The organism is Jannaschia donghaensis, from assembly GCF_001403795.1.
GTDB classification, from domain to species: Bacteria; Pseudomonadota; Alphaproteobacteria; order Rhodobacterales; family Rhodobacteraceae; genus Jannaschia; species Jannaschia donghaensis.
Genome location: NZ_CXSU01000012.1, coordinates 1,186,629 through 1,212,704, shown reverse-complemented (window position 1 = coordinate 1,212,704; position 26,076 = coordinate 1,186,629). Strand labels below are relative to the sequence as shown.

28 protein-coding genes and 4 tRNA genes are annotated in these 26,076 nt (G+C 64.8%); 16 read left to right on the top strand and 16 right to left on the bottom strand.

Going from position 1 to position 26,076, the window contains the following annotated elements:
- Positions 1–16: 16 nt before the first annotated feature.
- Both JDO7802_RS15265 and JDO7802_RS15260 read right to left on the bottom strand, forming a co-directional pair.
- Entirely contained in the window at positions 17–928 is a 912-nt protein-coding gene (locus tag JDO7802_RS15265) for a glutaminase (RefSeq protein ID WP_055086795.1), read from the bottom strand.
- A gap of 77 nt (positions 929–1,005) precedes the next feature.
- Positions 1,006–1,884 (bottom strand): 5'-methylthioadenosine/S-adenosylhomocysteine nucleosidase, encoded by an 879-nt coding sequence (locus tag JDO7802_RS15260; protein WP_222836412.1) that lies wholly within the window; start codon positions 1,882–1,884, stop codon positions 1,006–1,008.
- Positions 1,885–2,010: 126 nt separating this feature from the next.
- Here JDO7802_RS15260 and JDO7802_RS15255 point away from each other — a divergent pair.
- The 3 genes from JDO7802_RS15255 (at position 2,011) to JDO7802_RS15245 (ending at position 2,758) form a co-directional block, all read left to right on the top strand.
- Positions 2,011–2,082: transfer RNA gene (locus JDO7802_RS15255), tRNA-Val, on the top strand.
- A gap of 34 nt (positions 2,083–2,116) precedes the next feature.
- Entirely contained in the window at positions 2,117–2,644 is a 528-nt protein-coding gene (locus tag JDO7802_RS15250) for a histidine phosphatase family protein (RefSeq protein ID WP_055086793.1), read from the top strand.
- 38 nt (positions 2,645–2,682) lie between these two features.
- Positions 2,683–2,758 (top strand) — tRNA-Val (locus JDO7802_RS15245).
- Positions 2,759–2,850: 92 nt separating this feature from the next.
- On the opposite strand, the gene JDO7802_RS15240 is transcribed toward JDO7802_RS15245, so the two are convergent.
- The gene (locus JDO7802_RS15240; protein WP_055086792.1) at positions 2,851–3,600 is read right to left on the bottom strand and encodes an SDR family NAD(P)-dependent oxidoreductase; all 750 of its coding nucleotides are present in this window, start codon (positions 3,598–3,600) and stop codon (positions 2,851–2,853) included.
- 151 nt (positions 3,601–3,751) lie between these two features.
- Here JDO7802_RS15240 and JDO7802_RS15235 point away from each other — a divergent pair, with 151 nt between their 5' ends.
- From JDO7802_RS15235 to JDO7802_RS15225, 3 genes are all read left to right on the top strand, one after another.
- Complete coding sequence (locus tag JDO7802_RS15235) at positions 3,752–4,690, top strand: pirin family protein (protein WP_055086791.1); 939 nt, start codon at positions 3,752–3,754, stop codon at positions 4,688–4,690.
- A gap of 112 nt (positions 4,691–4,802) precedes the next feature.
- A tRNA-Asp gene (locus tag JDO7802_RS15230) sits at positions 4,803–4,879 on the top strand.
- Between the two features lie 26 nt (positions 4,880–4,905).
- Positions 4,906–4,982: transfer RNA gene (locus JDO7802_RS15225), tRNA-Asp, on the top strand.
- Between the two features lie 171 nt (positions 4,983–5,153).
- On the opposite strand, the gene JDO7802_RS15220 is transcribed toward JDO7802_RS15225, so the two are convergent.
- The 6 genes from JDO7802_RS15220 to JDO7802_RS15195 all read right to left on the bottom strand — a co-directional run bounded on the left by JDO7802_RS15220 (position 5,154) and on the right by JDO7802_RS15195 (position 10,719).
- Positions 5,154–6,536 (bottom strand): leucine-rich repeat domain-containing protein, encoded by a 1,383-nt coding sequence (locus JDO7802_RS15220; protein ID WP_222836411.1) that lies wholly within the window; start codon positions 6,534–6,536, stop codon positions 5,154–5,156.
- Positions 6,537–6,612: 76 nt separating this feature from the next.
- Positions 6,613–7,482 (bottom strand): 3-hydroxyisobutyrate dehydrogenase, encoded by an 870-nt coding sequence (gene mmsB / locus JDO7802_RS15215; RefSeq protein WP_055086789.1) that lies wholly within the window; start codon positions 7,480–7,482, stop codon positions 6,613–6,615.
- Positions 7,479–8,510 (bottom strand): enoyl-CoA hydratase/isomerase family protein, encoded by a 1,032-nt coding sequence (locus tag JDO7802_RS15210; protein ID WP_055086788.1) that lies wholly within the window; start codon positions 8,508–8,510, stop codon positions 7,479–7,481. Before JDO7802_RS15210 ends, mmsB begins: the two co-directional genes overlap by 4 nt.
- Positions 8,507–8,800: a hypothetical protein gene (locus JDO7802_RS15205; RefSeq protein WP_055086787.1), complete on the bottom strand. Its 294-nt coding sequence runs from the start codon at positions 8,798–8,800 to the stop codon at positions 8,507–8,509. Before JDO7802_RS15205 ends, JDO7802_RS15210 begins: the two co-directional genes overlap by 4 nt.
- A gap of 68 nt (positions 8,801–8,868) precedes the next feature.
- On the bottom strand, positions 8,869–10,008 hold the full coding sequence (locus JDO7802_RS15200) for an acyl-CoA dehydrogenase family protein (protein ID WP_055086786.1): 1,140 nt from the start codon (positions 10,006–10,008) through the stop codon (positions 8,869–8,871).
- 120 nt (positions 10,009–10,128) lie between these two features.
- The gene (locus JDO7802_RS15195; protein ID WP_055086785.1) at positions 10,129–10,719 is read right to left on the bottom strand and encodes a L,D-transpeptidase; all 591 of its coding nucleotides are present in this window, start codon (positions 10,717–10,719) and stop codon (positions 10,129–10,131) included.
- Positions 10,720–10,929: 210 nt separating this feature from the next.
- Here JDO7802_RS15195 and JDO7802_RS15190 point away from each other — a divergent pair, with 210 nt between their 5' ends.
- Complete coding sequence (locus JDO7802_RS15190; protein ID WP_055086784.1) at positions 10,930–11,526, top strand: DUF805 domain-containing protein; 597 nt, start codon at positions 10,930–10,932, stop codon at positions 11,524–11,526.
- Between the two features lie 45 nt (positions 11,527–11,571).
- On the opposite strand, the gene JDO7802_RS15185 is transcribed toward JDO7802_RS15190, so the two are convergent.
- Entirely contained in the window at positions 11,572–13,068 is a 1,497-nt protein-coding gene (locus JDO7802_RS15185; RefSeq protein WP_055086783.1) for a CoA-acylating methylmalonate-semialdehyde dehydrogenase, read from the bottom strand.
- A 102-nt stretch (positions 13,069–13,170) separates the two neighbouring features.
- On the opposite strand from JDO7802_RS15185, the gene JDO7802_RS15180 reads away from it, so the two are divergent.
- Together JDO7802_RS15180 and JDO7802_RS15175 are read left to right on the top strand one after the other, a co-directional pair.
- Entirely contained in the window at positions 13,171–14,064 is an 894-nt protein-coding gene (locus JDO7802_RS15180) for a LysR family transcriptional regulator (RefSeq protein WP_055086782.1), read from the top strand.
- A gap of 26 nt (positions 14,065–14,090) precedes the next feature.
- Complete coding sequence (locus JDO7802_RS15175) at positions 14,091–14,435, top strand: hypothetical protein (RefSeq protein WP_144430635.1); 345 nt, start codon at positions 14,091–14,093, stop codon at positions 14,433–14,435.
- On the opposite strand, the gene JDO7802_RS15170 is transcribed toward JDO7802_RS15175, so the two are convergent.
- Positions 14,425–15,564 carry an amidohydrolase gene (locus JDO7802_RS15170; protein WP_055086780.1) on the bottom strand — a complete coding sequence of 380 codons (1,140 nt, stop codon included), beginning with the start codon at positions 15,562–15,564 and terminating at the stop codon, positions 14,425–14,427. The genes JDO7802_RS15175 and JDO7802_RS15170 overlap by 11 nt on opposite strands.
- Before the next feature lie 112 nt (positions 15,565–15,676).
- Between JDO7802_RS15170 and JDO7802_RS15165 the strand changes: the two genes are divergently transcribed.
- The 4 genes from JDO7802_RS15165 to JDO7802_RS15150 all read left to right on the top strand — a co-directional run bounded on the left by JDO7802_RS15165 (position 15,677) and on the right by JDO7802_RS15150 (position 18,087).
- Positions 15,677–16,114, top strand: a complete 438-nt coding sequence (locus JDO7802_RS15165; RefSeq protein ID WP_055086779.1) for a CBS domain-containing protein — start codon at positions 15,677–15,679, stop codon at positions 16,112–16,114.
- Complete coding sequence (locus JDO7802_RS15160; RefSeq protein WP_055086778.1) at positions 16,107–16,448, top strand: hypothetical protein; 342 nt, start codon at positions 16,107–16,109, stop codon at positions 16,446–16,448. The genes JDO7802_RS15165 and JDO7802_RS15160 overlap by 8 nt, the downstream gene beginning before the upstream one ends.
- Before the next feature lie 54 nt (positions 16,449–16,502).
- Positions 16,503–16,997, top strand: coding sequence for a pantetheine-phosphate adenylyltransferase (coaD, locus tag JDO7802_RS15155; protein WP_055086777.1), 495 nt, complete (start codon positions 16,503–16,505; stop codon positions 16,995–16,997).
- Between the two features lie 73 nt (positions 16,998–17,070).
- The gene (locus JDO7802_RS15150; RefSeq protein WP_055086776.1) at positions 17,071–18,087 is read left to right on the top strand and encodes a hypothetical protein; all 1,017 of its coding nucleotides are present in this window, start codon (positions 17,071–17,073) and stop codon (positions 18,085–18,087) included.
- A gap of 30 nt (positions 18,088–18,117) precedes the next feature.
- On the opposite strand, the gene ilvN is transcribed toward JDO7802_RS15150, so the two are convergent.
- Entirely contained in the window at positions 18,118–18,681 is a 564-nt protein-coding gene (gene ilvN / locus JDO7802_RS15145; RefSeq protein WP_055087281.1) for an acetolactate synthase small subunit, read from the bottom strand.
- Positions 18,682–18,832: 151 nt separating this feature from the next.
- Between ilvN and JDO7802_RS15140 the strand changes: the two genes are divergently transcribed.
- Positions 18,833–19,255: an EF-hand domain-containing protein gene (locus JDO7802_RS15140; protein WP_055086775.1), complete on the top strand. Its 423-nt coding sequence runs from the start codon at positions 18,833–18,835 to the stop codon at positions 19,253–19,255.
- A gap of 89 nt (positions 19,256–19,344) precedes the next feature.
- Positions 19,345–19,893, top strand: a complete 549-nt coding sequence (locus tag JDO7802_RS15135; RefSeq protein WP_055086774.1) for an EF-hand domain-containing protein — start codon at positions 19,345–19,347, stop codon at positions 19,891–19,893.
- 48 nt (positions 19,894–19,941) lie between these two features.
- Here the strand turns inward: JDO7802_RS15135 and JDO7802_RS15130 are convergent, their stop codons facing one another.
- The gene (locus JDO7802_RS15130) at positions 19,942–21,696 is read right to left on the bottom strand and encodes an acetolactate synthase 3 large subunit (protein WP_055086773.1); all 1,755 of its coding nucleotides are present in this window, start codon (positions 21,694–21,696) and stop codon (positions 19,942–19,944) included.
- A 320-nt stretch (positions 21,697–22,016) separates the two neighbouring features.
- Here JDO7802_RS15130 and JDO7802_RS15125 point away from each other — a divergent pair, with 320 nt between their 5' ends.
- Entirely contained in the window at positions 22,017–22,775 is a 759-nt protein-coding gene (locus tag JDO7802_RS15125; RefSeq protein ID WP_055086772.1) for a YHYH protein, read from the top strand.
- A gap of 17 nt (positions 22,776–22,792) precedes the next feature.
- Here JDO7802_RS15125 and JDO7802_RS15120 read toward each other — a convergent pair whose 3' ends face one another.
- From JDO7802_RS15120 to JDO7802_RS15110, 3 genes are all read right to left on the bottom strand, one after another.
- Positions 22,793–24,208 (bottom strand): TRAP transporter large permease, encoded by a 1,416-nt coding sequence (locus JDO7802_RS15120; protein WP_187298158.1) that lies wholly within the window; start codon positions 24,206–24,208, stop codon positions 22,793–22,795.
- The gene (locus JDO7802_RS15115) at positions 24,208–24,837 is read right to left on the bottom strand and encodes a TRAP transporter small permease subunit (RefSeq protein ID WP_055086771.1); all 630 of its coding nucleotides are present in this window, start codon (positions 24,835–24,837) and stop codon (positions 24,208–24,210) included. Before JDO7802_RS15115 ends, JDO7802_RS15120 begins: the two co-directional genes overlap by 1 nt.
- Before the next feature lie 85 nt (positions 24,838–24,922).
- Positions 24,923–25,930, bottom strand: coding sequence for a C4-dicarboxylate TRAP transporter substrate-binding protein (locus JDO7802_RS15110; protein WP_055086770.1), 1,008 nt, complete (start codon positions 25,928–25,930; stop codon positions 24,923–24,925).
- Between the last annotated feature and the right edge of the window lie 146 nt (positions 25,931–26,076).

Below are 26,076 nucleotides of genomic sequence, written 5' to 3'. Positions count from 1 at the left end.
GGTGCCCCTTTTCGTTTCAGTCGAACACGGACCATCCGGTTCGCGCGGCCAACATTTCCATCGCGATGCTGCCCAGATGCGAATTGCCGTTTGCGTTCAATCCCGGTGACCAGACGGCGATCGACGCGCGGCCCGGTGCGATCACCAGGATGCCGCCGCCCACGCCGCTTTTTCCCGGAAGGCCGACGCGGAAGGCGAAATCGCCCGAGGCGTCGTAATGTCCGCAGGTCATCATCAGCGCCAGAACCCGTCGCATCCGGGCGGGTGACACCAGGCGCGGCATGTCGGGCGCGCCCATCAGGAACCGCCCCGCGAGGGCAAGCTGACGACAGGTCATGGCTATGGCGCATTGGTGGAAATAGGTCCCGCACGTCTTTTCGACCGGGTTTCGCATGTTGCCATGGGCGGCCATGAACTCCGCCAGCGCGGTGTTGCGGTGACCATGCGCCTGTTCGGATCGCGCGACGTCCGCGTCGATATGAAGGTCGTCGTCGTCCGCAGCGGCGCGCACGAATTGCACAAGCTCCGCCAGGGTTTCCTTGGGCGCCCGCCCGTCCAGAATGGTATCAGTCACCACCAGCGCGCCGGCGTTGATGAACGGATTGCGCGGAATGCCCGCTTCGGTTTCCAACTGCAGGATGGAGTTGAAGGCATGGCCCGACGGCTCCCGCCCGACGCGCGACCACAGCCCGTCCCCCTGGCGGCCCAGGGCCAGCGCCAGGGTGAAGACCTTGGAGACCGACTGGATCGAGAAGGACACGTCTGCATCGCCGGTGGTCAGGACGCGGCCGTCGGCCAGGGCGACGGCCAAGCCGAATTGCGCAGGATCAATGCCGGCCAGTTCGGGGATATAGGTCGCCGCCAGCCCCCGGTCGGGCCGGGCGGCCATGTCCGTCCCGATATCGTCGAGGATGCGCTGCACGTCCATGCGGGCGGTTCTGGGTCAGCCACCGCGCGGCGGCAAGGCTAAATGCCATTCGTCGGCCGTCGCTTGAAGTCGCCGGGTCAGTCCAGCGTGGCAAGAAAGGCGCGCACGACGCCGGCGGAATTGCCGGCCGCGATGGACATGAAGGTCCCCATTTCGTTCTCGCCGTCGCCGCCGCCGGCCAGATCCGACAGGGACCGGAAGGCGATGAACGGCACCTCGTTGGCCCAGGCCACCTGTGCGACGGCCCCACTTTCCATGTCCAGAACCTGCGCATCGAATTCCCGGAAGGCCCATTCCCGCAATTCCGCGTTGTCGACGAAGGCAGCGCCCGACACGCCGTTTCCGCCCACGACGATCTGGGGCGCTTCGCTTAGGCAGGTTCCGTCGGCGTTGCAGGCCGGCAGGTCAAAGTCCGTGGCCAGCGTCCGCGCCTTTTCCAGCAGCGCCGGATCGGCTTCGAACCAGAACTTTCGCTCAGGCGCATCGGCGCGGGCGCTCTGCACCGCTTCGGTGCGGGTGAACATCATACCCAGCGGTCCGAAATCCGACGTCATCCAGGGCGGGATCGCAAAGCCATCCGCCGTTTCGCGGGCCATGATCGTGTTGAGGTAATTGCCCCATCGCGCCGCCACGACGACGTCCCCGATCGAAAGATCCGGGTCGACGCCGCCCGCGATCCCCGAGAAGACGATCGCCTCGATCTCGAACCGCTCCAGCGCCAGTTGTGTGGTCATCGCGGCGTTCACCATGCTGATGCCGGACAGGAACAACACGACCTCTTGCCCGTCCATCGTGCCGGTCACGAAACGGTTGCCGTTGATGAGCTGCGTTTCCGCATCCTCCAGCCCGTCCTGCAGGGCGATCCACTCCGGCTCGAAGGCAGAGATGACGGCGATCCGCGGCTCGGCCAGGCCCGTCGCGGGCAGCAGCGCAAGGGGGAGGAGGAAGTATTTCATGGGCATGCAATCCTTTGGGTCCCCCCAAGGGTCGCCGCCCGAAGGCGCGGCGTCAACGATCTGCACCGATGCGGTTCGCGGGTCTTGAACCCCGTATCGCGTTTGTCTAGAGAACGGGCACGGTTCGGGTGATTAGCTCAGTGGTAGAGCGCTTCGTTCACATCGAAGATGTCAGGGGTTCAAATCCCTTATCACCCACCGCCACCCCCTTTTTTCGCCAGATGGTCCGCCGATGCCGCCTCTCTACATTTTGCGGCACGGTCAGACGGTCTGGAACGTCGAGGGTCGCCTTCAGGGGCGGCTCGACTCGGCGCTCACGCCGCTCGGTCAGGTGCAGGCGGCGCGTCAGGGGGCGATCCTGCGAAGGTTCGGCGTGACGGCACCTGTCCTCGTCAGTCCGCTCGGTCGCGCGCGTGCCACCGCCGCGCTGGCCGGTCTGTCCGCTGATGTCGACGACCGCCTGGCGGAGATCGACATGGGACGTAGGCAGGGCCGGACCCGCCAGGAGATGGACCAGCCGCCCGGTCCGGGGTGGCGGTTCGACAGCCCGGACGGAGAGACGCGGGCGGCCTTGACGCGCCGCGTCGATGGTTTGCTGGGGGATCTGCGCAAGCCGGCGATCCTGGTGACCCACGGCGTGACGGGCATTGCCCTGCGCGCCCTTCTGACGGGCCGTGACCTGTCGGACTGGGATTGGATGACCAACCCTCAGGGCGTTGTGCATCGCATCGAGGCGGGCGAAGAGACGGTCCTGCGATGACTTGATGCGGCCCGCGGTCCACGCTATCCCCGCCACGCGGGTGGTTAGCTCAGTTGGTAGAGCGTCTCGTTTACACCGAGGATGTCGGGGGTTCGAGCCCCTCACCACCCACCACAGAAGCCCGCAAAGCAAACTCTGAATGCGCGAAAGCGTCCGACAAAGTCGGGCGCGCCGCGGCCTTCGGTCCGAGCCGGACGCACTTCAAATCATTCCCGCAGTGACGGCAGGCCGATGCCCGTCGCCTCGAACCCGCCGTCCACGGCCAGACGCTGACCGGTCACGAAGCTCGCCTTGTCGGAACATAGCCAGACGATCGCCTCGGCAACCTCCGTTTCCTGACCATATCGGTTCAGCGGGATGGCGTCGTGATAGGCGTCGATGATGTCCTGCGTGTGCACCGCCATCGCCAGCTTGGTGCGGACCGGACCGGGACAGACGCAATTCGCGCGGATGCCGTGTTCCCCCAACTCCACCGCCTGTTGCTGCGTCAGATGTGCGACGCCGGCCTTTGACGTGCCATAGGCCACGCGCAGCGTGGAGGCGCGCAGCGCACTGATCGACGCGATGTTCACGATGGCGCCCTTCGTGGCCTTCAGCGCGGGCGTCAGCGCCTGACTCATCAAAAAGACGCCGTCCAGATTGGTCGCCATCACCGCGCGCCACCGCTCGAAATCCGTCTGCTCGATCGGACCGAAATCGGCCAGGCCGGCGTTGTTGACCAGTGCGTCGACCCGACCCACCGCGTCCATCACCGCCCGCGCCAGCAGGTTCACGCCCTGCGGGTCGCTGACGTCGCAGGGCAGGGGCGTCGCCCCGGTCAGGCCGTCGGCGGCTTTCGCCAGCTCCGCCTCGTCGTTGTCGACCATGATCACCCGCCGGCCTTCCGCCAGGAACAGTTTCGTCGTCGCCAACCCGATGCCGCGCGCGGCCCCCGTCACCACTGCCGTCTTCGTCATGCCGTCTCCCCTTCGGTTCGCCGCCACGTTGCACGGGGATCTCGGCAATGCCAACGGGTTGCGGAAATGCGCAGGGGGTCCGTGCGCCCCCGCCGGTGGCGCGCTGTATCCATTCCTCCTAAATTCACCATCAAAGCCGGAGGAGCGCGACATGAGCTGGAACCCCATTCTCGACACCCACGTCCCCATCGGCAACGCCGTCGATGCCATTGAAACGGTCATCGTGCCCCGCGCCCGCGATCTGGGCGGCTTCGAGGTGCGGCGCGCATTGCCCGCGCCCAGGCGGCAGATGGTCGGGCCGTTCATCTTCTTCGACCAGATGGGCCCGGCGGAATTCCTGACGGGGCAGGGCATCGACGTTCGCCCGCATCCGCACATTGGCTTGGCCACGGTGACCTATCTGATGAAAGGACGCATTCATCACCGCGACTCGCTGGGCACCGATCAATGGATCGAACCGGGCGCGGTCAACTGGATGGTCGCCGGCAACGGCATCACCCATTCGGAGCGGATGGACGGCGCGTATCGCCAGACCGAGAAGTCGCTGTTCGGCATTCAGACCTGGGTGGCCCTGCCCGAGGACCGGGAGGAGGACGCCGCGGCCTTTGTCCACGCGCCCAAAGCCGACCTGCCGATGCTGGAGGCCGAGGGCAAGCAGGTCCGCATGATCCTGGGCGACGCCTGGGGTGCCTCCGCCCCGGTCGAAACGGCAAGCCGCCTGTTCTACGCCGACGCGATGCTGGAGGCGGGAGCGATGATCCCGCTGCCCGACGACCACGAGGATCGCGGTGTCTACGTGATGTCCGGCGACGTGTCGGTCGCCGGCCAGACGTTCGAGGCAGGTCGCATGATGGTGTTCCGCCCCGGCGACCGTCTGTCGTTGAAAGCGGGCGATCAGGGTGCGCGCGTGCTTTTGCTGGGCGGCGATACGCTGGAGGGGCCGCGCCATATCTGGTGGAATTTCGTAGCCTCCTCGCGCGAGAAGATCGATGCCGCCAAGGAGGCGTGGCGCGCGGGCGACTGGGCGCACGGACGCTTCAGCCTGCCGCCGGGCGACGATGCGGAGCATATCCCGTTGCCCGATCGCTAGGGCCGGATCGGCGGGCGCGACAAAAGGCGCGAATTGCGATGCTATCGCGCTTGACGCCCGCCGGGACGCACCATAAACCGCGCACACGCCGGGGGACTGGCGGGCAAAGGCTGCGGTTGTAGCTCAGTTGGTTAGAGTACCGGCCTGTCACGCCGGGGGTCGCGGGTTCGAGCCCCGTCAACCGCGCCACCGCCCACCAGTCCCCCGCGTGATGCGCGGTTGTAGCTCAGTTGGTTAGAGTACCGGCCTGTCACGCCGGGGGTCGCGGGTTCGAGCCCCGTCAACCGCGCCACTCCCTCCCTTTCGTACGAAGACCGTGCGCCTACCTACGTTGCATTTTTGTGTCGGATCCATGGGTGATCTGCGGGTGATCCACGGGTGATCTGGGGCAGACGTGGTTTCGCGGGTTGAATGAGAGCGTGCTCGGGGTTTTGGTGTCGCGTCAGAGGGTGGTGTCAGAGCATCATGGCCCGGCAGCGCGGACCTCGAGCAGGGCCCTGATCCGGTCGAGCATCGTTCGGGCCCACCAATAGATGTCGTCACCCAGGGACAGCGCGAGGGACGTGAGCGTATCTGCGTTCGAAACCGCCCATGTGAGCCCTTGCCATGACCCCGTTCCGATGACACCGGCAACAGCAGCACGCGCACCTAGTTTGAGCATTGCGATCATCCCATTTCGGCTTAGGATCCGCCGCAGGCTAGTGAGACGGTCCGCACGATCTGGGTCCGCCGCAGCAACCGCTGCATCGCGGACGGCGGGGGCGAAGGGGGCGTCTTTATCGGCCATGCGGTCCAGCACCGCGCGCTCGCGGGCCGGGTCCACGCCGAACGGTGTGGCCGTTCGGTCCGCCTCCTGCCGTCCAATCAAGGTCAGGACGTCGGGGTTCGTCAGCGTGATGCCTGGCACCACATCGCGCAGACTGGCGAGGGCAGCGACCGTTTCGTCGTCGAATTTCTCTTGGCGCGCGTCCGCCCCGGCATGGAGCCGCATCAAGGCCTGATACTGGATGTGCAACTTCAGCGCATCGGGCAGGTCCGTGTCGAGCAGGGTTAGGGCCTTTCGGGCGCGCGCATACAGATCATCGTGTGCGTTTCCCTTGCGCAGCAGAGTTTCGAGGAGTTGTCGCAACTCCTCCAGCGCGGCATCAACAATGGGATCGCGTCCGGCCTGCGCGGCGAAGAAATCGAAGCCGTTTTCACCCCAGACAAGCTTGAGGTCCGGATCCTGTTCCGGCGGCGAGATGGCGTCCGGATCAGCCGGTCTTGGCGGTATGTCTTGCGGCAAAGGCTCCGGCCACGGGGGAAGGGTGCGCAGGTGGGCGACCAGAGCTTGGATCCTAGCTTCTTCAGAGCTGACCTGTGAGGCGGCTTCAATTTTCGCATCAGCGCAAGCCGCGGCCCTTTTGAAGGAGAGGCTTCTCCCGGAGCTAATCGGATAATCAGGAGTGATCTCTGGAAGATCCAAGAGCGGGCGGAAGTCGGAAGCGTGAACACCGTCGAGGTTGATATACTGAAGACCCTTGAGCTTCGAAATTGGGGACAGGTCGACTACCATCGTATTCTCGATGTCGAGGCGTCTAAGCCTTGTTGAAGCTTTGGAAGAAAGTGGCGAAAGATCAGAAACTCTAGTGTCTCCAAGTTGAAGAAATGTGAGCCAAGCCATTTCGGAGAGGGGCGACACGTCAGAAATCTGGGTCGAATCGAGATAGAGACTCTCGAGGTCGGGTATTTTCGTGATTTCATCAGGTATGCGATCAATCGCAAGCCCCCGGAGATCTAGCACGCTTCCGTATCCCCCACACTTCCCAATCCGTCGAAGGGCTTCGTCCCAATCTTCATTTGCCATTCGCGTAACCCCTTACCCCGTCGCGCGAACCTTGCGCAGGACGGGGCGGGTCGCAACCCTGACGGGGAATGTCGATCTACGTTCGCCCCCGACCCACGAACCGCTCCAACAGCGCGCTGAAATCCTTGCCGCGTCCGTCGTCCTCGACGAAGTCGGTGTATTGCCGCAACGCCTCCGTTCCCAATGGCGTGGGGCTGTCGACGGCTTCGGCGGCCTGCAGCGCCAGCCCCAGATCCTTCTGCATCAACTCGGCGGCGAACCCCGGTTTGTAGCCATTGTCCGCCGGCGAGGTCGGCCCGACGCCCGGCGCGGGGCAATAGGTGGTCAGCGACCACGACTGCCCCGAGGAGGTGGAGGCGACGTCGTACATCGCCTGACGGTCCAGCCCCAGCTTGTCGGCCAGCGCGAAGGCTTCGCAGGTCACGGCCATCGTCGCGCCCAGGATCATGTTGTTGCAGATCTTCGCCGCCTGTCCGTTGCCCGACGGCCCGCAATGCACGGTGCGCCCACCCATCACGTCGAACAGCGGCATGGCCTTGGCCAGCGCGTCCTGGGCCCCGCCCACCATGAAGGTCAGCGTGCCCGCCGCCGCGCCGCCGATGCCGCCCGACACCGGCGCGTCCAGCGCGCCGCAGCCATGATCCGCGGCCATGTCCGCGACGGCGCGCGCGCTGTCCACGTCGACGGTGGAGCAATCGAGGAGAACGGCGCCTGCCTGCATCGCCGGCACGACCTCCGCCGCGACGGCGCGCAGGATGTCGCCGTTGGGCAGCATGGTAACGACGATGTCCGCGCCCGATGCGGCCCCGGCGGCGTTTTCGGCCATCGTCACCCCGTCGGGCGCGGGCGCGGCCATGTCGAAGCCGGTTACGTCATGGCCGGCGGCGGCAAGGTTCGCGGCCATGGGCGCGCCCATGTTTCCAAGTCCGATGAATGCGATTTTCATGTGGAGGCCTCCAGGGTCAGGGGGAAGGGGCGCAGCATGGCCGACAGATCGGCCAGCGGCACGTCCTGCGGACCGGGATGGGCCCATTTCGGGGCGCGGTCCTTGTCGATGATCTGGGCGCGGATGCCTTCGATGAAATCGCCCTGTTCGCTGGCGCGGGCGGTGAAGCGGTATTCAAGACCAAGCGCCTGTTCGATGGTTGGATCGTCGCCCAGCCGGTGCAGGATCTCTACGCAGGCGGCCATCGACAGCGGAGCGTTGCGCGCCAGGGCCGCCGCCGCGTCGCGGGCCAGCGGGGTGTCGGCGGCGTTCACCGTGCGGGCGATATCGGCAAGGGTCTCTCCGCCGAACAGCGTGTCGATCTCGCTCAGGGCGGCCTTCAAGGGGGCTTCGGGTGGCGGAGCGGCGGCGGCGTCGATGGCCGAGACGTCGTCGGTTTGGCACAGGGCCGCTTTCAGATCCTCCCACGCACCGGGCAGGTAGTAATCCGCGAAGCCGGCAAAGATCGCATCCCCCGGCCCCATCCGCGTGCCCGTGGTGCCCAGATAATCGCCCAGCCGCCCCGGCGCACGCGCCAGGATCAGCGATCCGCCGACGTCCGGGATCAGGCCGATGGCACATTCGGGCATCGCAATGCGGGATGTATCATCGACGATGCGGTGCGACCCGTGGCATCCGACCCCGACGCCGCCGCCCATGGTGAAGCCGTGCAGGAAGGTGACCACCGGCTTGGGGAAGTGGAACAGCAGCGCATTCATGCGGTATTCGTCGGCCCAGAACCGTTGGCCGTAGTCCCAGCGTTGCTCGGTCCCCGCGGCGTGCATCGCCTGAATGTCGCCGCCGGCACAAAAGGCGCGGCCGGGGGCTGCGTCGATCAGAATGACATGAACGTCATCGTCCAAAGACCAGTTCCGCAACGCTTTTTCGATCTTCAGGCACATGTCCCAGGACAGGGCGTTCAGCACGTCCGGGCGGTTCAGTGTGATGCGTCCGGCGTGGCCTTCGGTGCGGATCAGGATGTCGGTCATTGCAACGCCTCCAATTCGGCTTCGCGTCTCCGTCTCAGGGCGAAGATGGCGATGGGATCGACCGGGTTGCCGATCCCGAGGGCCTTGCCGGTCTGGCGGCTCCAGTAGAAGAATAGGATGAACAGATAGAGCACTGGGATCGTCGCAAAGAAGAATATGATTGCAGCCGCTTCACTATCGCTTGGAAAGACGAGCGGGCAGGTCAGCAAGAGGGGGATAGCTGGCCAGAAGGGCAGGGTCGCCACGCGGATCGCAGGGAAAATCCCATGCCCTCCTGCCGTTTCGGCCATCCGCAAAGCGGCCACCTCTTGACCGAGGTACCAACGCCGCAACCAGATCGGTGGATCGAACGACGGGATCACGCCCGCAGCATGTCGCGCGCGACGATCATGCGCATGATCTCGTTCGTGCCTTCCAGGATCTGATGCACGCGCAGGTCGCGGACCAATTTCTCGATCCCGTAATCGGCGAGGTAGCCGTAGCCGCCGTGCAATTGCAGGCATTGATCGACAACGCGACTTCCGGTTTCGGTCACCATCTTCTTGGCCATGGCGCAGAATTTGGTCGCATCATGGGCCTGCGTGTCCAGTTTCCATGCTGCTTGGCGCAGGAAGGTACGCGCGGCCTGCAGTTCGATTTCCATGTCGGCAAGGCGGAACTGAAGCGCCTGAAACTCCGCGATTGGCTGGCCGAAGGCCTTACGCTCCCGCATGTAATCCAGCGTCTGGTCCATGGCCTGCTGCGCGGCCCCCAGCGAACAGGCGGCGATGTTGAGACGCCCTCCGTCCAGGCCGGCCATCGCATATTTGAACCCGTGACCTTCGTCGCCCAGCAGGTCGTCTGCGTCCACCAGACAATCGTCCAGCTGCACCTGACGGGTGGGTTGGGATCGCCAGCCCATCTTGTCTTCCAGCCCCCCGAACGACAGCCCTTCGGACCCGTCTTCGACGATCAGGGCCGACACGCCCTTGGGGCCGTCGTCCCCGGTGCGGGCCATCACGATATAGGCGTCCGAATATCCGCCGCCCGAAATGAACGCCTTGGTGCCCGTCAGGCGGTACCCTTCGTTCGTCCGTTCCGCGCGCGTCTTCAAAGCGGCCGCGTCCGACCCGCTGGCCGGTTCGGTCAGGCAATATGAGAACACCTTTTCCATGGTGACGGCGTCGGGCAGGTGGCGCGCCTTGAGATCGTCGGATCCGAAGGTGTCGATCATCTTGGCGCACATGTTGTGGATCGACAGGAAGGCCGCGACCGAAGGGCAGGCCATCGACAGCGCCTCGAACACCAGTGTCGCATCCAGCCGCGACAGGTTCGACCCGCCCTGATCCTCGGAGACGTAGAGCGCGCCGAAGCCAAGCTGTGCCAACTTGGGCCAGAGGTCGCGGGGGATCGTGCCAAGCGCTTCCCATTCGCGGGCGTTCGGCGCGATCTCGGCCATGCCGACGTCGCGGGCCATGTCGAAGATAGCCTCCGATTCCTCGGAAAGTGCGAAGTCCATGAAGACCCTCCCGTGCCTTTAATCGAACGCTTGTTCAATTGTGCGATGCGGGGGCGCAAAGGGCAAACGAAAAAGCGCGCCCCGAAGGGACGCGCCGTCACGCCGTCGCAGCAGATCGTGTCAGATGACGCGGACCTGTGCGCCGATCGGCGTGATCGCGAACAGCTCGGCGATTTTCTCGTTGTAGAGGCCGATGCAGCCCGACGACGACCGACGTCCGATCTTGCGCGTGTCATGCGTGCCGTGAATCAGATAGGCGGGCCAGTCGAGGTACATCGCGTGCGTGCCAAGCGGATTGCCGAACTCGCCTCCGGCCATGGTGATGGGCAGGTCGGGATTCCGCTCTCGCATGTTGGGGGTCGGCGTCCAGCTGGGACCGACCTTCTTGCGCACGATTTCGGTATAGCCCCGGCGCGTCAGCTCGTCCGTCATCGGGACGGACGTCGGATAGAGGCGGTAATCCGTGCCGGTGCTGTCCCAATAGTGCAGCGCGCGCGAGGTGGTGTCACAGATGATCGTGGCTGCACCAAGCACCTCGAAATGGTCGCGCCAGTCGATCCGCGTGAAGCTGGAGGTGTTGCGCCGCGCCTCGCTGGGGCCGGTCACGCCCCCGAACTGCTCGGCCGTGGGTTGCTGCGCCCGCAGGATCGTGGGCGTGGCGAGGGCTGCGGCGCCCCCGAGAATAAGGCTACGACGGGTCTGATCGCGCATGGTGTGATCTCCGATATTTTGCCCGGCGAATAGCAAGAATCCGGGTCTTCCGAAAGGGGCGCGGCCATCACATTTGCGCAATCACGCCGCTTCCGATTTGTAGCAACATCCTGAAAATCAACCGCGACGTCCGCCAATCTCCGCAAATCGGTCGCATCGACGCCTGATTTCAAGGCCAGATCGACGACGGTACAAAGACGGAGTGTCTAAATGGGACCGATTCAAGCCACCGCCAGCTGCGTCAGGAAGGCCGTCACCTTTGCCGGACGGGCGTCGCGCAGCGAATTCTGGTGGTTCATGCTGGTGTTTTTCGTGGCAAGCTTCATCGCAAGCGGAGTGATCCTGCTGCCGCTCGTCCCGGTCATCGGTGATCTTGCGGCGCTGGAACAATCGGGTCTGCCCACCGCGGATGCCAGCCGACGATTGGAAGGCGTCCTGGCTGGGACGGCGAGAAATTACTTCATCTATTTGACTTTTTCAGCCGTCTTTTGGGTCGTCAGCATTTCGGCCACCGTGCGCCGCCTGCACGACACCGATCGCAGCGGTTGGTGGTGGTGGGTCCAGGCGGTGCCCTTCGTCGGTTGGATCATCCTGCTGATCCTGACGGTCGCGCCAGGGGACGACGGGCACAATCGCTATGGCGCGCCGCCCACATCCGGCAAGGGCCGCAAGGACGTTACGCTTCGGGCCGACCTGCCGCGCAAGACCATCCCCAAGGGCCTGCCGGGCGAGCCGTACAACCCGGTCAACGAATTGACCACGACCGAGGAGCTGCGCGCCTTGCGGGCGTCGCGGATGGCGAATTGACCGAAGCCAACGAAGGGGCCGTTGTGAACGGCCCCTCGCGTTATCCTATTCCATCACGGGGATGGAGAATTCGCCGCCTTCCTTGATACCCGAGGGCCAGCGCGCGGTCACGGTCTTGGTTCGGGTGTAGAACTTGAAAGCATCCGGCCCGTGCTGATTGAGGTCGCCGAACATCGACTTCTTCCAGCCGCCGAAGGTGTGGTAGGCCAGCGGCACGGGGATCGGCACATTCACACCCACCATCCCGACATTCACGCGCTTGGCGAAGTCGCGGGCCGCGTCGCCGTCGCGGGTGAAGATGGCGGTGCCGTTGCCGTATTCGTGGTCCATGGCGAGGCCCAGAGCCTCCTCGTAGTCGGCCGCGCGCACGCACGACAGGACCGGGCCGAAGATCTCCTTGGTGTAGATGTCCATGTCCTTGGTCACATGGTCGAAGAGGACCGGGCCGACGAAGAACCCGTCTTCGTAGCCCTGCACCGACATCTTGCTGCCGTCGACCACGGCCTTGGCACCCGCGTCCTTGCCGGACTGGATCAGGCCCAGGATGTTGTCCTTGGCCGCCGCCGTGACGACCGGGCCGAAATCGACGTCCTTGCCCGATGAATAGGGCCCGACCTTGAGCGCCTCCACCTTGGGGGCGAGGGCGGCGATCAAGCGGTCCGCCGTCTCGTCGCCCACGGGGACTGCGACCGAAATCGCCATGCAGCGTTCGCCCGCCGCACCATAGCCCGCCCCGACCAGCGCATCGGCGGCCTGCTCCATGTCGGCGTCGGGCATGATGATCATGTGGTTCTTGGCCCCGCCGAAGCACTGGGCGCGCTTGCCCTGCGCGCTGGCGCGTTCGTAGATGTAGGCCGCGATGGGGGTCGATCCGACGAATCCCACCGATTGGATCACGGGATGGTCCAGGATGGCATCGACCACTTCCTTGTCGCCGTTGACGACCTGCAGGATGCCCTTGGGAAGCCCCGCCTCCTCCAGCAGTTCGACCAGCATCATCGGGACGGACGGGTCACGTTCCGATGGCTTGAGGATGAAGGCGTTGCCGGCGGCGATCGCGGGGGCGAACATCCACATCGGGATCATGGCCGGAAAGTTGAACGGCGTGATGCCGGCGGTGACGCCCAAGGCTTGCCGCATGGAATACATGTCGATGCCGGGGCCGGCGCTGTCGGTGAATTCGCCCTTCAGATGGTGCGGCGCGCCGATGCAGAATTCCACGACCTCCAGACCGCGCTGCACGTCGCCGGCGGCATCGGGCAGGGTCTTACCGTGCTCGCGGCTGAGCGCTTCGGCCAGTTTGTCCATGTCGCGGTTGAGAAGGTCGACGAATTTCATCAGGACGCGCGCGCGCCGCTGCGGGTTCGTGGCTTCCCACTTGGGCTGCGCGGCGGCGGCGGCTTGGACGGCGCGGTCCAGATCCGACGCCGAAGCCAGCGCCACCTTGGCCTGCACCTCGCCCGTGGCGGGGTTGTAGACGTCCGCCGTGCGACCCGATCCGGAAACCTGCGCGCCGTCGATCCAATGCCCGATATTTTCCATGCGACCCTCCCAAAGTTTCGGCCATCCTAACGGTCGCGGCCTTGCGGCGACAGGGGCAGCGGGGCAGGGTGGTCTTGCGAAATTGTCGGGACAGGGCGCGGTATGGACTGGGACGACCTGCGGATTTTCCTTGGTGTCGCGCGCGGCGGATCATTGGCCGAGGCGGCGAAGGGCTTGCGGTTGGATCCCGCCACGCTCAGCCGCCGCATCGCGCGGTTGGAGGATCGGGCGGGGACTGTGCTTTTCGTGAAATCCCCGCGTGGCTATGCCCTCGCCGACGCGGGCCATCGGCTGCTGCCCCATGCCGAAGGAATGGAAGCGCGCGCGCGGGCCGGCGTCGCGGCACTGGCTGGCGATGACCGCCTGCGCGGTCGCGTGCGCATCGGCGCGCCGGACGGTGTGGCGAACCATGTCCTGCCCGCGGTGCTGACGGCGCTGCAGGCGGCCCACCCCGAGCTGGGCCTGGACCTCGTGGCGCTGCCGCGCGTGTTCGATCTGGGCCGGCGGGAGGCGGATCTGGCGATCACGGTCAGCGCGCCCAAGGTCGGGCGGCTGCGGGTGCGACGGTTGTGCGATTATGGGCTGAGCCTTGCGGCGCACCGCGATTATCTGGCGGCGCATCCGCCGGTGACGTCGCGCGCCGATCTGAAGGGGCATCGGATCGTCGGCTATATCCCCGACATGATCTTCGACGCCGACCTCGATTATCTGGGGGAGGTTGGGGCGGCGGCACCGGGCCTGGCGTCGAATTCGGCCGCCGTGCAGCTTGGCCTGATCCGGGCGGGTGGGGGCATCGGAGTGGTGCATGATTTCATGCTGCCGTCTGCGCCCGACCTGCGTCGCGTCCTGCCCGGCGATGTGCGTCTGACGCGGGCGTTCCACCTGAGCCGTCATTCCGATGCGGGCGGGCCGCTGATCACGCGGACGGCCGATCTGCTGGCTGACGGGCTGCGGGCGGAAATGGCGCGGCTGGAGGCGGCGGCAACGGAATCCTAACGCTTTGATGACAGACGGGGGGCATGATGCGCGCGCTCCTCCTCGTCCTGCTGTTGCCTGGCTGCGGCTATTTCCGCCCGGCTCCGGTAATCGTGCCCTTCGTTCCGGGCTGCGTCGACTACGTCTCGTTGGCCAAGGCCGTGGTCGATGGGCGCAAACGGGGGCAGTCGCGCGACGAACAGCGTCTTTTGGCGGCGCAAACCAGTCCATATGACGGGATCCACCGCGCGATGGTCGAAAGCGTGTACGACTGGCCGCGCCCCACCAGCGACGGGGCCTGGCTGATCCTAGCGACCGAGGCGGCGCAGGCGGCGGAGGCGCGGTGCATGAACCGGCCTGCGGCCGCCCTTCAGGGGCGCTTCATCCCGTGATCGCCCGCGCCGCGCCCAGCAAGAGGGCCGCGCCGGGCACGATCAGATCGTCGTCAAAGTCGTAATCGGGATTGTGCAGGGCCGGACCGGGACCGGCCCCCAGCAACAGCATCGCCGACGGACAATCGTGACCGAAGCGGCCGAAATCTTCCGACGCGCGCAAAGGCAGTCCGGGATTCGCGTCCAGACCCGCCGCGCTGGCGGCGTCGCGCAGAATGCGGGCGGCATCGGGATCGTTCACCCCCGCAAGAAAATGATCGTGCTCGGTGATATGGAACCCTACTGACCCGCACCGCGCGGCGACCATGTTTCGAACGTCGTCGACCAGCGCGGCCAGACTGTCGTCCGACGTCGTGCGGCAGGTCACCAGCACCTCTGCCCGGCCGGGTGCGATGCCGAACGCCGGCGTGCCAAGCCGGGCGTGCGTCAACGTGACAAGGCGGTAGTCGTCCGACGGGAAGGCACCCTTCGTCAGCGCGGGCAGGGCCGTCATCAGATCGGCCATGGCCCCTGCGGGCGAAACCCCATCCTCGGGCGCGCAGGCATGCGCTTCGATCCCGGTCAGTGCGATGCGTAGGCCGACGGACGGCGCGCTGGCCAGGCCATCCGGCACATGGGCGACACCGCGCGGGATGTCCGGTTCGTTGTGCTGCGCGAAGGCCCAGTCGGGCCGCAGGTCTGCAAACGCCGGGTCGGCGCAGACCGCGATGGCACCGCTGCCGTCTTCTTCGGCCGGTTGGAACATCAGAACGATGCGGCCCGCGGCGGGACGCGCGCGGGCCAGCATGTGACCGACGGCCAGCATCGTGACCATATGGCCGTCGTGGCCGCACAGATGCGCCTGGCCCGGAACCGTGCTGCGCCAGGGCGGTGTTCCGACCTCCTCGATTGGCAAGGCGTCCAGTTCGCAGCGCAGCAGGACGGTCGGGCCGGGTGCCGCGCCGGCGAACACCCCCGCGACGCCGTGGCCGCCCAAGCCGGTCACGACCCGGTCAGCCCCGAGGTCGGTCAAGGCGCGCGCGATGCGGCGGCTGGTGCCAGCCTCCGCCCCCGACACTTCGGGGGTTGCGTGCAGGTCGTGGCGCAAGGCCACCAGCGTCGAGAGATCGGAATTCGTCAATTTGTCCATGATCCATACCTGTCGCAAAGTCGCGCGCGCGTCACGCCGGATCGGAATTTCTTGACAGAGGCCAGTGACAGGCCGACCCTTCCGGGACGGCAGCGCGCAAGGGAGATACCAGATGTTCGTCACACAGATCCTGAAATCCAAGCAGACCCAGGGCGTCCTGACCATCGATCCGGCGGCCAGCATTGCCGACGCGGTGGCCGAATTGGCCGCGCGGCGGATCGGTGCCCTGGTCGTCAGCGCCGACGGGCGGCGCGCGCAGGGCATCCTGTCGGAGCGTGACATCGTGCGCCAGCTGGGCTCCGACGGGGCCGCGATCCTGGACCAGACGGTGGGCGATTTGATGACCCGCGACCTGACGACTTGCGCGCCGGGCGAAGACGCGGAAGCCATTCTGGCCGCGATGACCGAGGGTCGGTTCCGTCACATGCCGGTCGAGGAGGACGGGCTGCTGATCGGGCTGATCTCCCTTGGGGATGTCGTGAAGGCCAGGTTGAGCGAGGTTTCCATGGAAAAGGACGCGCTGGCGGCCATGATTTCCGGGAATGGGTAACACGCCCGATCTGTTCGACCCGGACGACGATCGGCCCGCGTTAGAGCGGCGCTGGCGCGACCTGACGACGCGCGTCCTGCCGGCGGCGGCCACGCGGGAGTGGCCTGTGCATCTGGACCATTGCTTCCAGCGAATCCTGCTGGACGCTGCGACCGGCGGCGTCTGGTACGACGCGATTGCGGGTCGTCCCGCCTATGCCCATGCGCCCCGCGATATTCTGGAGCGGGCGATCGCCACGGGCGAGGCGGTGTTGGCCGGGCGTGCGGACCTTGCCGCATTGAATGCGCAAAGTCTGGCGTGGCGCGGCAAGGCCGGCCCCAAGCGCCGCGCTTGAACCCGGTCGCGACCCGTGGCAGGCGTTGCGCAATATTCTTGCGGGAGCCTTCCCATGCGCACGGCCCTTTACCCCGGCACCTTCGATCCGATCACGAAGGGCCATATCGACATCATCAAGCGGGCCTGCACTCTGGTCGATAAGCTGGTCATTGGCGTGGCCATCAACCGCGACAAGGGCCCCCTTTTCGATCTGGAGGAGCGGGTGTCGATGGTCGAAGCAGAATGCGCCTTCTGGTCGGAGCGGACGGGCACGCAGATCGTCTGCCATCCGTTCGAGAACCTGCTGATCGACTGCGCGCAAGATGTGGGCGCGCAGATGATCGTGCGGGGCCTGCGCGCGGTCGCCGATTTCGAGTACGAATATCAGATGGTCGGGATGAACCGCATCTTGAACAACAAGATCGAGACTGTGTTCCTGATGGCGGAGGCGGAACATCAGGCGATCGCGTCCAAGTTGGTCAAAGAGATCGCGCGTCTGGGCGGTGATGTGTCGTCTTTCGTCACCCCCCCGGTCAACACGGCGCTGAAGGCGAAATTCGCGTCCTGACACCGGGCGTGCCGCGAAATCGCCCCATTCGCGCATCAAATATCAGGGTGTATCAAAGCCTTGAGGATCCACCATGCCGGTAGAGACGACCCGCACTGTGACCGCCGCCGACGGCCGCGTCACCACCTTCACCTATGAGGATGGACGCCTGGTTCGCAAGGCGACCCAAGATGTGGGCGACGTCAAAGGCTGGACGTCGATCGTCTGCGATTACGACCCGGTGACCGGGCATCTGATCGGCCTGGAACGGGTGGGCGACGATGGCGTGATCCGTGCGGAAACCTATGTGGATGGCCAGCTTTCGACGCGCGTCCTGACCGATGCGGGGAACGCGCGCGCTTGGGACTCGATCGTGAAGACCTACGACGCGACCGGCACGATTCAGTCGCAGCAGGCGACGGCAGACACGGGCGTCGTCACGCAGACACGCTACGACGACGGAAAACGCGACATCGTGATCCGGACCGACGCAGCCGATACCTTCGGATGGGATCGGCAGGCTACGGCGTACGACGAGGACGGCACGCGCCGGATCTTGGAGCGTGTGGCCGACAACGGTGTCGCGACGGTCAACGAATACGGACAGAACGGCGACATCATGTTCGGGGGCCGCATCGACATGGCAGATGCGTTCGATTGGAGCCAGGCGTTCAGTATTTTCAATGCCGATGGCTCTCTCTACGAGACTGCGACCCTCGATGATGACGGATCGACCGTGCGCGAAGTCTGGATCGACGGTATGCTCCGCCGGACCACGCAGGACAGCGTTGCGGCGAATGGATATGACAGAACGACGCAGATCACCGACTATGACGCTGACGGGGTGGAGGTCGGACAGATCACGACGACACTGTCCAACCCGTTCGGCGGCGGCGATGGATCGGACAGCGAGGTCATCATCGGCCTGCCCTACGGGACCGATGCGCGCGACCGGCCGATCATCGATGGGGTGGAAGACCCGGAGGTCCTGCTGTCCGACTTCGCGAGCGGCAGCGGCCCCGACACGTTCCGGATCGATGCGGACGACTGGGATGCCTTCGACCTCATTCAGCCGCCATATTTCATGACGGACGCGACAGAGGTTTTCTGATCGCCGCGCCCGCGGGGAAATTGTTCCGCGCTATTGCGCGCCGCGGGCCAGGGCGGCGACGCCGGTGCGCGCCATCTCTACCAGACCGATGGGACGCATCAGGTCGGCGAAAGCTTCGATCTTGCCGACGTCGCCGGTGATCTCGAACACGAAACTGTCCAAGGTGCTGTCGACCACATTGGCGCGGAAGATCTCGGCCAGGCGCAATGCCTCGATCCGCTTGTCGCCCGTGCCTGTCACCTTGAACAGCGCCAGTTCCCGCTCGACCGGTTTGCCCTCGACCGTCAGGTCATGGACATCGCGAACCGACACGATGCGGCCCAGCTGTGCCTTGATCTGTTCGATCACCTGCGGCGTGCCGACGGTGACGGCCGTGATGCGCGACGTATGCCCCTCGTGGTCGACTTCGGCCACGGTCAGGCTTTCGATGTTGTAGCCCCGCCCCGAAAACAGGCCGATCACACGGGCCAGCACTCCCGCCTCGTTGTCGACCAGAACGGCCAGCGTGTGCCGTTCCTGCACGTCCGAGAAATTCGGGCGAAGGTTATAGGCGGAATGGCTCGTGGAGCCCTTTTTGAGTTTCAGCGCGGACATGACGGCGGCTCCCTTGGCGTTCGGCACGTTATCGCCGGTTTTGAAGGTCTGTGAAAGGCCCGTCGGGAACCTTCCACCGGGGGGTCCGTGTTGATGGGACACAGGGACGGACGAATACTCCGGCCCAACCTGCAAGACGAAAGGAAGACCCATGACCAAGATCAATATTTTCGCCGCGAGCGCCGTTGCCCTGACCCTCGCCGCCCCCGTTGCAGCCCAGAACGCGATCATCGGCTACGACGTGGATGGTGACGGAATGCTGACCGGCGCGGAATTCCGCGACGTCCTCGACAAGGCGCGCAGTTTCCCCGGTTTCGACGTGAACGGCGACGGAATGCTGGACGAAGCCGAATTCGCCACGTTCTACGACGGCCTGGAAGTCGACGTCGCCGATGATGCCACGCCCCTGACGCTGGTCGATTACGATACGAACGGTGACGGCATGCTGGACGAAGTAGAATACGCGACGGCTTATTTTGCGGGCTACGACCTGAACGCCGATGGCGCGCTGGACGCGGCGGAGCTGGTCGACCTGGAAAACGATCTGGGCGACGACATCAAGTTCGACAACTGAAGCGTCTTTCCCTTCGGATGTACAAAGGCGGCCCCTCGGGGTCGCCTTTTTTTCGTGCGGATCCTGACCGCGATAGGCGGGGGACCGCGATGGGCGGTGACCTGCGCGAAATCGCGCGGGTCCTTGCCACCCGGCTGGCGGGAAACCGGCCGATCGACGGGGGTCGCGCGCGCGGCGTGGCCGGGCACCGCAATCGGGCGCAAACCGGCACGGAGCGGACGCACCCCGCGCCCCCACCCCATACCGGAGAGAGACCCATGACACGACAGACGATCATCAGCCTTGGCCTGATCCTGGCCAGCACCGTCGCCGCATCGGCGCAAGTCAGCTGGGATGTGAACGCCGACGGACAATTGGACCCCGGCGAATTCGTCGACGGCTTCGGCAACCTGGGCACCTTCGCCAAATTCGATGGCGATGGGGACGCCAGCCTGAATTCCGATGAATGGGGCAATGGGTTGGGCACCGTGGGCGAATACGTCAACATGGATCTGAACGCCGACGGCGGCGTGGATGAGGCCGAGTTCAATGCGCTTTTGTTCAACCGCTATGACGGTGATGGATCGGGAACCATCGACACCGGAGAGATGGCCCTGATCGAAGCGGATCTGGCCGAAGACGGCCTGCTGGCGCGCTGAGAAAAAGGGCGCGCCAAAGCGCGCCCTGTGCCCTGAAAAACGGGGTCGTCAGACCAGGACCGACCCCTTGGCGTCGATCACGCCCTGGGTGTCGGCGTCGCCCAACAGCATGTCATTGTGCGCCTTGCCCGACGGGATCATGGGGAAGCAGTTTTCGTGCTTTTCCACCAGGCAATCGAACACGACGGGGCCGTCGTGGGCCAGCATCTCCTTGATCGCCTCGTCCAGATCGTCGGGATCGTCGCATCGGATACCCTTGGCCCCGAAGGCTTCGGCCAATTTCACGAAATCGGGTAGGGCCTCGGACCAGCTCTGGGAATACCGCTCACCGTGCAGCAATTCCTGCCATTGGCGCACCATGCCCAGACGTTCGTTGTTGATGATGAACTGCTTGACGGGCAGGCGGTACTGCGCGGCCGTCCCCATTTCCTGCATGTTCATCAGCCACGATGCCTCGCCGGCGACGTTGATGACGAGGGCGTCGGGATGCGCGACCTGCGTGCCGATGGAGGCGGGGAAGCCGTAGCCCATCGTGCCCAGGCCACCCGACGTCATCCAACGGTTCGGATCCTCGAACCCGAGGTATTGCGCGGCCCACATCTGATGCTGACCGACTTCGGTGCAGATATAGCGGTCGTGGTCCTTGGTCAGCGCCTCAAGCCGCGAAATGGCGTATTGCGGCTTGATGATCTTGCCTTCCTGCTTGAACTTCAGGCAGTCGACCTTGCGCCACTCCTCGATCTGGCCCCACCATTTCTGGATGGCACCCGCGTTCGTCTTGCGCCCGCGCGCCTTCCACAGGCGCAGCGCGTCTTCCAGGATGTGACCGACATCGCCCAGGATCGGGACATCGGCCTTGACCACCTTGTTGATGGACGACGGATCGATGTCGATGTGGACCTTGGTGGATTTGGGACTGAATTCGGACAGGACACCGGTGATCCGGTCGTCGAAGCGGGCGCCGACGTTGATCATCAGATCGCAGCCGTGCATCGTCATGTTCGCTTCGTAGGTCCCGTGCATCCCCAACATGCCCAGCCATTTGGAGCCGGACGCGGGATAGCAGCCCAGACCCATCAGGGTCGAGGTGATGGGGAAGCCGGTGCCGTCCACCAGTTCGCGCAGCAATTGCGACGCGGCAGGGCCGGAGTTGATGACGCCGCCGCCGGTATAGAACACCGGACGTTCGGCGCGTTCCATCAGGTCGACCAACTGCTCGATCGCGTCGGCGTCGCCCTTCAGCTTGGGCTGGTAATGCGACGTCTCGACCTGCTTGGGGCCGGTGTAATTGCCGTTGGCGAATTGGATGTCCTTGGGGATGTCCACCAGAACCGGGCCGGGGCGACCCGAGGTGGCGACGTGAAACGCCTCGTGCAGGGCCTTGGGCAGGGTGTCCGTCTCCTTGACCAGCCAGTTGTGCTTGGTGCAGGGGCGCGTGATGCCGACGGTGTCCGCCTCCTGAAAGGCATCCGAGCCGATCATGAAGGTGGGCACCTGACCCGACAGGACGACGATCGGAATGCTGTCCATCAACGCATCGGTCAGGCCCGTCACGGCATTCGTCGCACCGGGGCCGGAGGTGACCAGCGCCACGCCGGGCTTGCCGGTGGAGCGGGCGTAACCTTCGGCGGCATGGACGGCCGCCTGTTCGTGACGCACCAGAATGTGCTTGATGTCCTGCTGCTGGAAGATCTCGTCGTAGATCGGCAGGACCGCACCGCCGGGATACCCGAAGATCGTGTCGACCCCCTGATCGCGCAGGGCCTTCACCACCATCTGCGCGCCGGTCATCTGCTTGCTCATCACTTCATTCCTTTTGTCGTCGCGTCTCACGAAAAACCCCCGGAGGGGTCAACTCCGGGGGGGCGCATGGTTACCGATATGGTTGCTGATATTTCAGCCCATGCACCCTGATCCGATTACTACGAGAAGCGTTTTCATATTCTTGTCCTTGCCGCCGCTATGAATACCCGGTCCGGCAGGGGGGTCAACAGCCTTGGTGGAGAAAATTGCCCGACAGCGCAGTTTTGTTTTCATTTGTTGCGTCGATTTGAAGCGGATCGGCGACGGAAAACCCAAAGCGATGCGTGAAAGGCGCAGTGAACCTGAACCGGAGACTGCCGATGACCCGCGTCCTGACTGCCTGCCTTGCCCTCTCCCTCCTCCCGCTTGGTGCGGCGGCGCACGAGAACGAGGTGTCCTATGTTCAGCGAGGCGACATGACCTGCATCGCGTCCAACGGGGCACCGAACCACGACATGGGCGCGTTTCCGAATCCCGCCAATCCCAACGCCTTTGTCTCACAACCCCTGAGCTTCTGCTTTCCGACGGAGCCGCAACTGGCCGACACCGTCACCACCGGCGCGATGACGGTCGGCGTGTCGACCACCGGTGTGCCGTTCCGGCCTTACACCGCCGGATACTATGACCCGAACGGGCGGCGCGGATTCGGGCGTGACCCGTCCAGCGGCTGGCGCCAGCAGGCGATGCACGATCCCCGGTCTCTGGGCATGGACGACGAGAATGCGCATGTGGACCGTTCGGGCCTGTACCACTATCACGCCGTCTCACCCGCGCTTTTGGCCGCGAGCGAGGGGGCCTTGCTGGGCTATGCGCCCGACGGCTTCGAAATCCGGTACAGCCCCACGACCGCGACATCGTCCTGGGGGCTGAAACCGGGGGATCGGCCCACAGCCCCCTTCGGTGCCTACGACGGTACCTTCGAGGAGGATTTCGAGTATCGCGCCGGGTCCGGCACGCTGGACGAATGCAACGGCGGAATGATCGACGGGACCTATACCTATTTCGCCACGGACGCCTATCCGTACCTGCCGCGGTGTTTCAAAGGCGTGGTAAATCCCGATTTCATGACGCGCGGCTGATACGCGATCGTCGAACCCTAGAGCAGGCCCGGCAGGAACAGCACGATACCGGGAAAGGCCACCAGGACAGCCACGGTAATGACGTCGGCGATGAAGAACGGCGACGCGCCGCGGAACACGTCCGACACCGAAATGTCCATCTTGGCGTCCTGCGCCACGCCTGCGACGACGAAACAATTCAGGCCGATGGGCGGCGTGATCAGACAAAGCTCGGCCATCTTGACCACGATGATGCCGAACCAGATCGCCGCGTCCTCATTCGTCATGCCAAGGCTGCCGAGCTGTCCGCCGACACCGCCGTTCAGGGCCATCACGGCCGGAAAGGTGACGGGCAGGGTCAGGATCAACATCCCGATCGCGTCCATGAACATGCCCAGCACCACATAGGCCAGAAGGATGCACAGCAGGATCGCATAGGGCGGATATTCGAGGCCCGAAATGAAGGTCGCAAAAGCATCGGGCAGTTTGGCGAACCCGAGGTAGCGCACGTAGATCAGCACGCCCCAGATCATCGCGAAGATCATCACCGTCAGCTTGGCCGCTTCCATCAACGCGCCATGCAGCTGGTTCCAGCGCATCCCCTTCCAGACGGCCATCACGAGGACGACGCCGGCACCCAGAGCACCCGCTTCCGTGGGCGTGGCCCAGCCGAAATAGATCGAATAGACGATGATGAAGACGACCAGGAAGATCGGCATCGCGCCGGGCAGGGATTCCAACCGTTCCTTCCAGGAATAGCCGCCGACCGCCGGCCCCAGGGTCGGGCGCATCTTGGCCAGGATGATGACCAGCCCGCCGTAGATCACCGCACTGACCATGCCGGGCAGGAACCCGGCCAGCAGCAGTTTGCCGACCGATTGCTCCACGATGATGGCATAGATCACGAGGATGGCCGACGGCGGGATCAGCGATGCGAGCGTGCCGCCGGCGGCCACGACTCCGGCCGCGAACCGCTTGTCATACCCGTCGCGCAGCATTTCCGGAATGGCGATGCGGGCGAACACGGCTGATGTTGCGACGGAGGCACCGGAGACCGCGGCAAAGCCTGCGGTGGCGAAGACGGTCGCCACCCCCAGGCCGCCCGGCACCCAGCCGACCCAGCGTTTCGCCATCTCGAAGAGATAGCGCGTCAGACCGGCGTAATACGCCAGATAGCCGATCAGGATAAACGTCGGGATCAGGCTCAGCGCGTATTGCGTCGATTTTGCATGGGGGATCTGGCCCACGGTCTTCATCGCCGTGACGATGCCTTTGTCGAACCCCTGCTTTTGCATGAAGAACAGGCACAGGCCCACAAACCCGATGAACGCGGCGGCGAAGGCCACGCGCACGCCTATGATGACCAGCACCAGCAGCAGACCGGACAGCCAGAGTGATGTGGTAAAGACATCGACGCCGTCCAGCAGCGCCTTCATATCGATGATGCTGTCCATCAGTCGGCCCCCGCCACGGTTGCGGCTTCCTTGTTGGCCTGAACGGCCGGATCCTCGACCAGCGGGACGCCGACGGGGGCGTCGGTGCCGGTGCGGATCGCACGCCCGTAGGCCCAGAGTTGCAGGGCCAGCCGCACCCAAAGCAGGGCGAAGGCGATCGGCACGACCAGCTTGGCGGGCCAGACGGGCAGGGCGATGTCGATCGTGCTGTCCGTCGACCAGTTGGGCGCGGCGAAATCGAACGACCGCAGGAAGTGGAACCAGGTGCCGTAGATCAGCGCGGTCACCACCAACAGCATGAACAGGGCGGACACGAACTCGAAAACCCAAAGCGTGCGACCCGACAGCTTGCTCACGAACAGGTCCATGCGGATATGCCCGCCTTCGCGCTGCACATAGGACAGGCCCAGAAAGGCGAAGATCGCCATGAATGTCTGCGTCCAGTCGATGTAACCGGGGACGGGGGCGTTGAAGAACTTGCGCAGCAGGACGTTGGCGATCGCCAGCAGGACGAGGGCGAAGATCGTGATGCCCGACATCAGGTTCAACAGCGCCTCGACCCGCAGGGTCGCCAGATCCAGCCGCGACAACCGGGTCTCGTCCGTCAGGACGGAAGAAGGTGTGGACATGAATTCCCCTGTGCGTGCCGGTCGGACGGCCCGTCATCGTCGTGTCGGTGCGGCGGGGCCCGTGCGGCCCCGCCCCGAAGTCTCTTTACTGACCCTTCGCCTTCAGGATCTCGGCCTGAACAAGATCATAGAGTTCCTGACCCGGCAGGCCGTTTGCGTTGGCCTCCTCGATCCAGGCTTGGTGGATGGGCTGCGCGCCGTCCGACAGCTTGACGATCTCGTCGGCGGCCACGGTCACCTTTTCCACGCCTTTTTCGGACAGCGTGGCTTCCCAGCCTTCCAGCAGGTCGGCGTAGTTTTCCAGGTAGTAGTCGATGCTGTCGTCCACCGCCTCGTCCAGGATCGCGCGGTGTTCGTCCGACAGCGCCTCGTAGGCGTCAATGTTGACCACCACGGGGCAGTTGACGGTGCCGGGGTTCAGGTTCTCGGTCCACCAGTCCGCGATGTCGAGCGTGCCGAACGACAAATGCGCGTGCTGGGCAAAGGCGACCGAGTCGACGACGCCGGATTCCATCGCGTTGTAGGCTTCGGACGACGTGACCGAGGTCGGGACCGCGCCCACGCTCTCGAACATCGAACCGATGCCACCGGTGGCGCGCACACGCATGCCCTCGAAGCTGTCGACGGTGACGCGGGGATCGCCGGTGCCGACCAGATTGTATTGCGGCATCGGGCTGGTCATCAGCATCCGCGCGTTCCACTTGGCCATCTCTTCGGTGACGGCGGGGTGGTCATAGATCGCGTGGCTGACGGCGACTTCCTGATCCAGGTTCTCGACGCCCAGGAACGGCAATTCCAGCACGGTGATCGCGCGGTTCTTGTCGCGGTGGTATCCGGCGCAGAACTGCGCCATCTCGAATGCGCCGATGGAGATACCGTCGAGGTTTTCGGTGTTGTTGGACAGACCGCCATAGCTGATCGACATGGTAAAGTCGCCGCCCGACCGCTCGGCCACCAATTCGGCCAGCTTCTCGACGTGTTCGGTAAAGGCGCGGCGCTTGCCCCAAAGCGAGACGTTCCATTCGGTCGCGATCGCTTCGGAGGCGAAGGCGAGCGTGAGGGCGGCGACGGACGCCGTTGTAAGTATTTTCATGTATATTCTCCCTGTACGCGAGGCTCCCTCCCCGCATCTGGCGAAAGCCTAGCAGGCGGCCTGAGGCGTTCAACAGATGAATCGCGTTTCTTCAAAATAGATTTAGTCCAAGGCTTTACCGGACGAAGATCATACAATTCGACACC

Coding starts and splice junctions, on each gene's coding strand:
- JDO7802_RS15200 (WP_055086786.1), bottom strand. CDS start 10,008: ATGGACTTCGCACTTTCCGAGGAATCGGAGGCTATCTTCGACATGGCC.
- JDO7802_RS15205 (WP_055086787.1), bottom strand. CDS start 8,800: ATGGCCGAAACGGCAGGAGGGCATGGGATTTTCCCTGCGATCCGCGTG.
- ilvN (WP_055087281.1), bottom strand. CDS start 18,681: ATGTCCGCGCTGAAACTCAAAAAGGGCTCCACGAGCCATTCCGCCTAT.
- JDO7802_RS15135 (WP_055086774.1), top strand. CDS start 19,345: ATGGGCGGTGACCTGCGCGAAATCGCGCGGGTCCTTGCCACCCGGCTG.
- JDO7802_RS15240 (WP_055086792.1), bottom strand. CDS start 3,600: ATGACGAAGACGGCAGTGGTGACGGGGGCCGCGCGCGGCATCGGGTTG.
- JDO7802_RS15250 (WP_055086793.1), top strand. CDS start 2,117: ATGCCGCCTCTCTACATTTTGCGGCACGGTCAGACGGTCTGGAACGTC.
- JDO7802_RS15130 (WP_055086773.1), bottom strand. CDS start 21,696: ATGAGCAAGCAGATGACCGGCGCGCAGATGGTGGTGAAGGCCCTGCGC.
- JDO7802_RS15115 (WP_055086771.1), bottom strand. CDS start 24,837: ATGTCCACACCTTCTTCCGTCCTGACGGACGAGACCCGGTTGTCGCGG.
- JDO7802_RS15260 (WP_222836412.1), bottom strand. CDS start 1,884: ATGAAATACTTCCTCCTCCCCCTTGCGCTGCTGCCCGCGACGGGCCTG.
- JDO7802_RS15170 (WP_055086780.1), bottom strand. CDS start 15,564: ATGGACAAATTGACGAATTCCGATCTCTCGACGCTGGTGGCCTTGCGC.
- mmsB (WP_055086789.1), bottom strand. CDS start 7,482: ATGAAAATCGCATTCATCGGACTTGGAAACATGGGCGCGCCCATGGCC.
- JDO7802_RS15120 (WP_187298158.1), bottom strand. CDS start 24,208: ATGGACAGCATCATCGATATGAAGGCGCTGCTGGACGGCGTCGATGTC.
- coaD (WP_055086777.1), top strand. CDS start 16,503: ATGCGCACGGCCCTTTACCCCGGCACCTTCGATCCGATCACGAAGGGC.
- JDO7802_RS15190 (WP_055086784.1), top strand. CDS start 10,930: ATGGGACCGATTCAAGCCACCGCCAGCTGCGTCAGGAAGGCCGTCACC.
- JDO7802_RS15160 (WP_055086778.1), top strand. CDS start 16,107: ATGGGTAACACGCCCGATCTGTTCGACCCGGACGACGATCGGCCCGCG.
- JDO7802_RS15235 (WP_055086791.1), top strand. CDS start 3,752: ATGAGCTGGAACCCCATTCTCGACACCCACGTCCCCATCGGCAACGCC.
- JDO7802_RS15165 (WP_055086779.1), top strand. CDS start 15,677: ATGTTCGTCACACAGATCCTGAAATCCAAGCAGACCCAGGGCGTCCTG.
- JDO7802_RS15210 (WP_055086788.1), bottom strand. CDS start 8,510: ATGACCGACATCCTGATCCGCACCGAAGGCCACGCCGGACGCATCACA.
- JDO7802_RS15140 (WP_055086775.1), top strand. CDS start 18,833: ATGACCAAGATCAATATTTTCGCCGCGAGCGCCGTTGCCCTGACCCTC.
- JDO7802_RS15265 (WP_055086795.1), bottom strand. CDS start 928: ATGGACGTGCAGCGCATCCTCGACGATATCGGGACGGACATGGCCGCC.
- JDO7802_RS15150 (WP_055086776.1), top strand. CDS start 17,071: ATGCCGGTAGAGACGACCCGCACTGTGACCGCCGCCGACGGCCGCGTC.
- JDO7802_RS15175 (WP_144430635.1), top strand. CDS start 14,091: ATGCGCGCGCTCCTCCTCGTCCTGCTGTTGCCTGGCTGCGGCTATTTC.
- JDO7802_RS15125 (WP_055086772.1), top strand. CDS start 22,017: ATGACCCGCGTCCTGACTGCCTGCCTTGCCCTCTCCCTCCTCCCGCTT.
- JDO7802_RS15180 (WP_055086782.1), top strand. CDS start 13,171: ATGGACTGGGACGACCTGCGGATTTTCCTTGGTGTCGCGCGCGGCGGA.
- JDO7802_RS15195 (WP_055086785.1), bottom strand. CDS start 10,719: ATGCGCGATCAGACCCGTCGTAGCCTTATTCTCGGGGGCGCCGCAGCC.
- JDO7802_RS15110 (WP_055086770.1), bottom strand. CDS start 25,930: ATGAAAATACTTACAACGGCGTCCGTCGCCGCCCTCACGCTCGCCTTC.
- JDO7802_RS15185 (WP_055086783.1), bottom strand. CDS start 13,068: ATGGAAAATATCGGGCATTGGATCGACGGCGCGCAGGTTTCCGGATCG.
- JDO7802_RS15220 (WP_222836411.1), bottom strand. CDS start 6,536: ATGGCAAATGAAGATTGGGACGAAGCCCTTCGACGGATTGGGAAGTGT.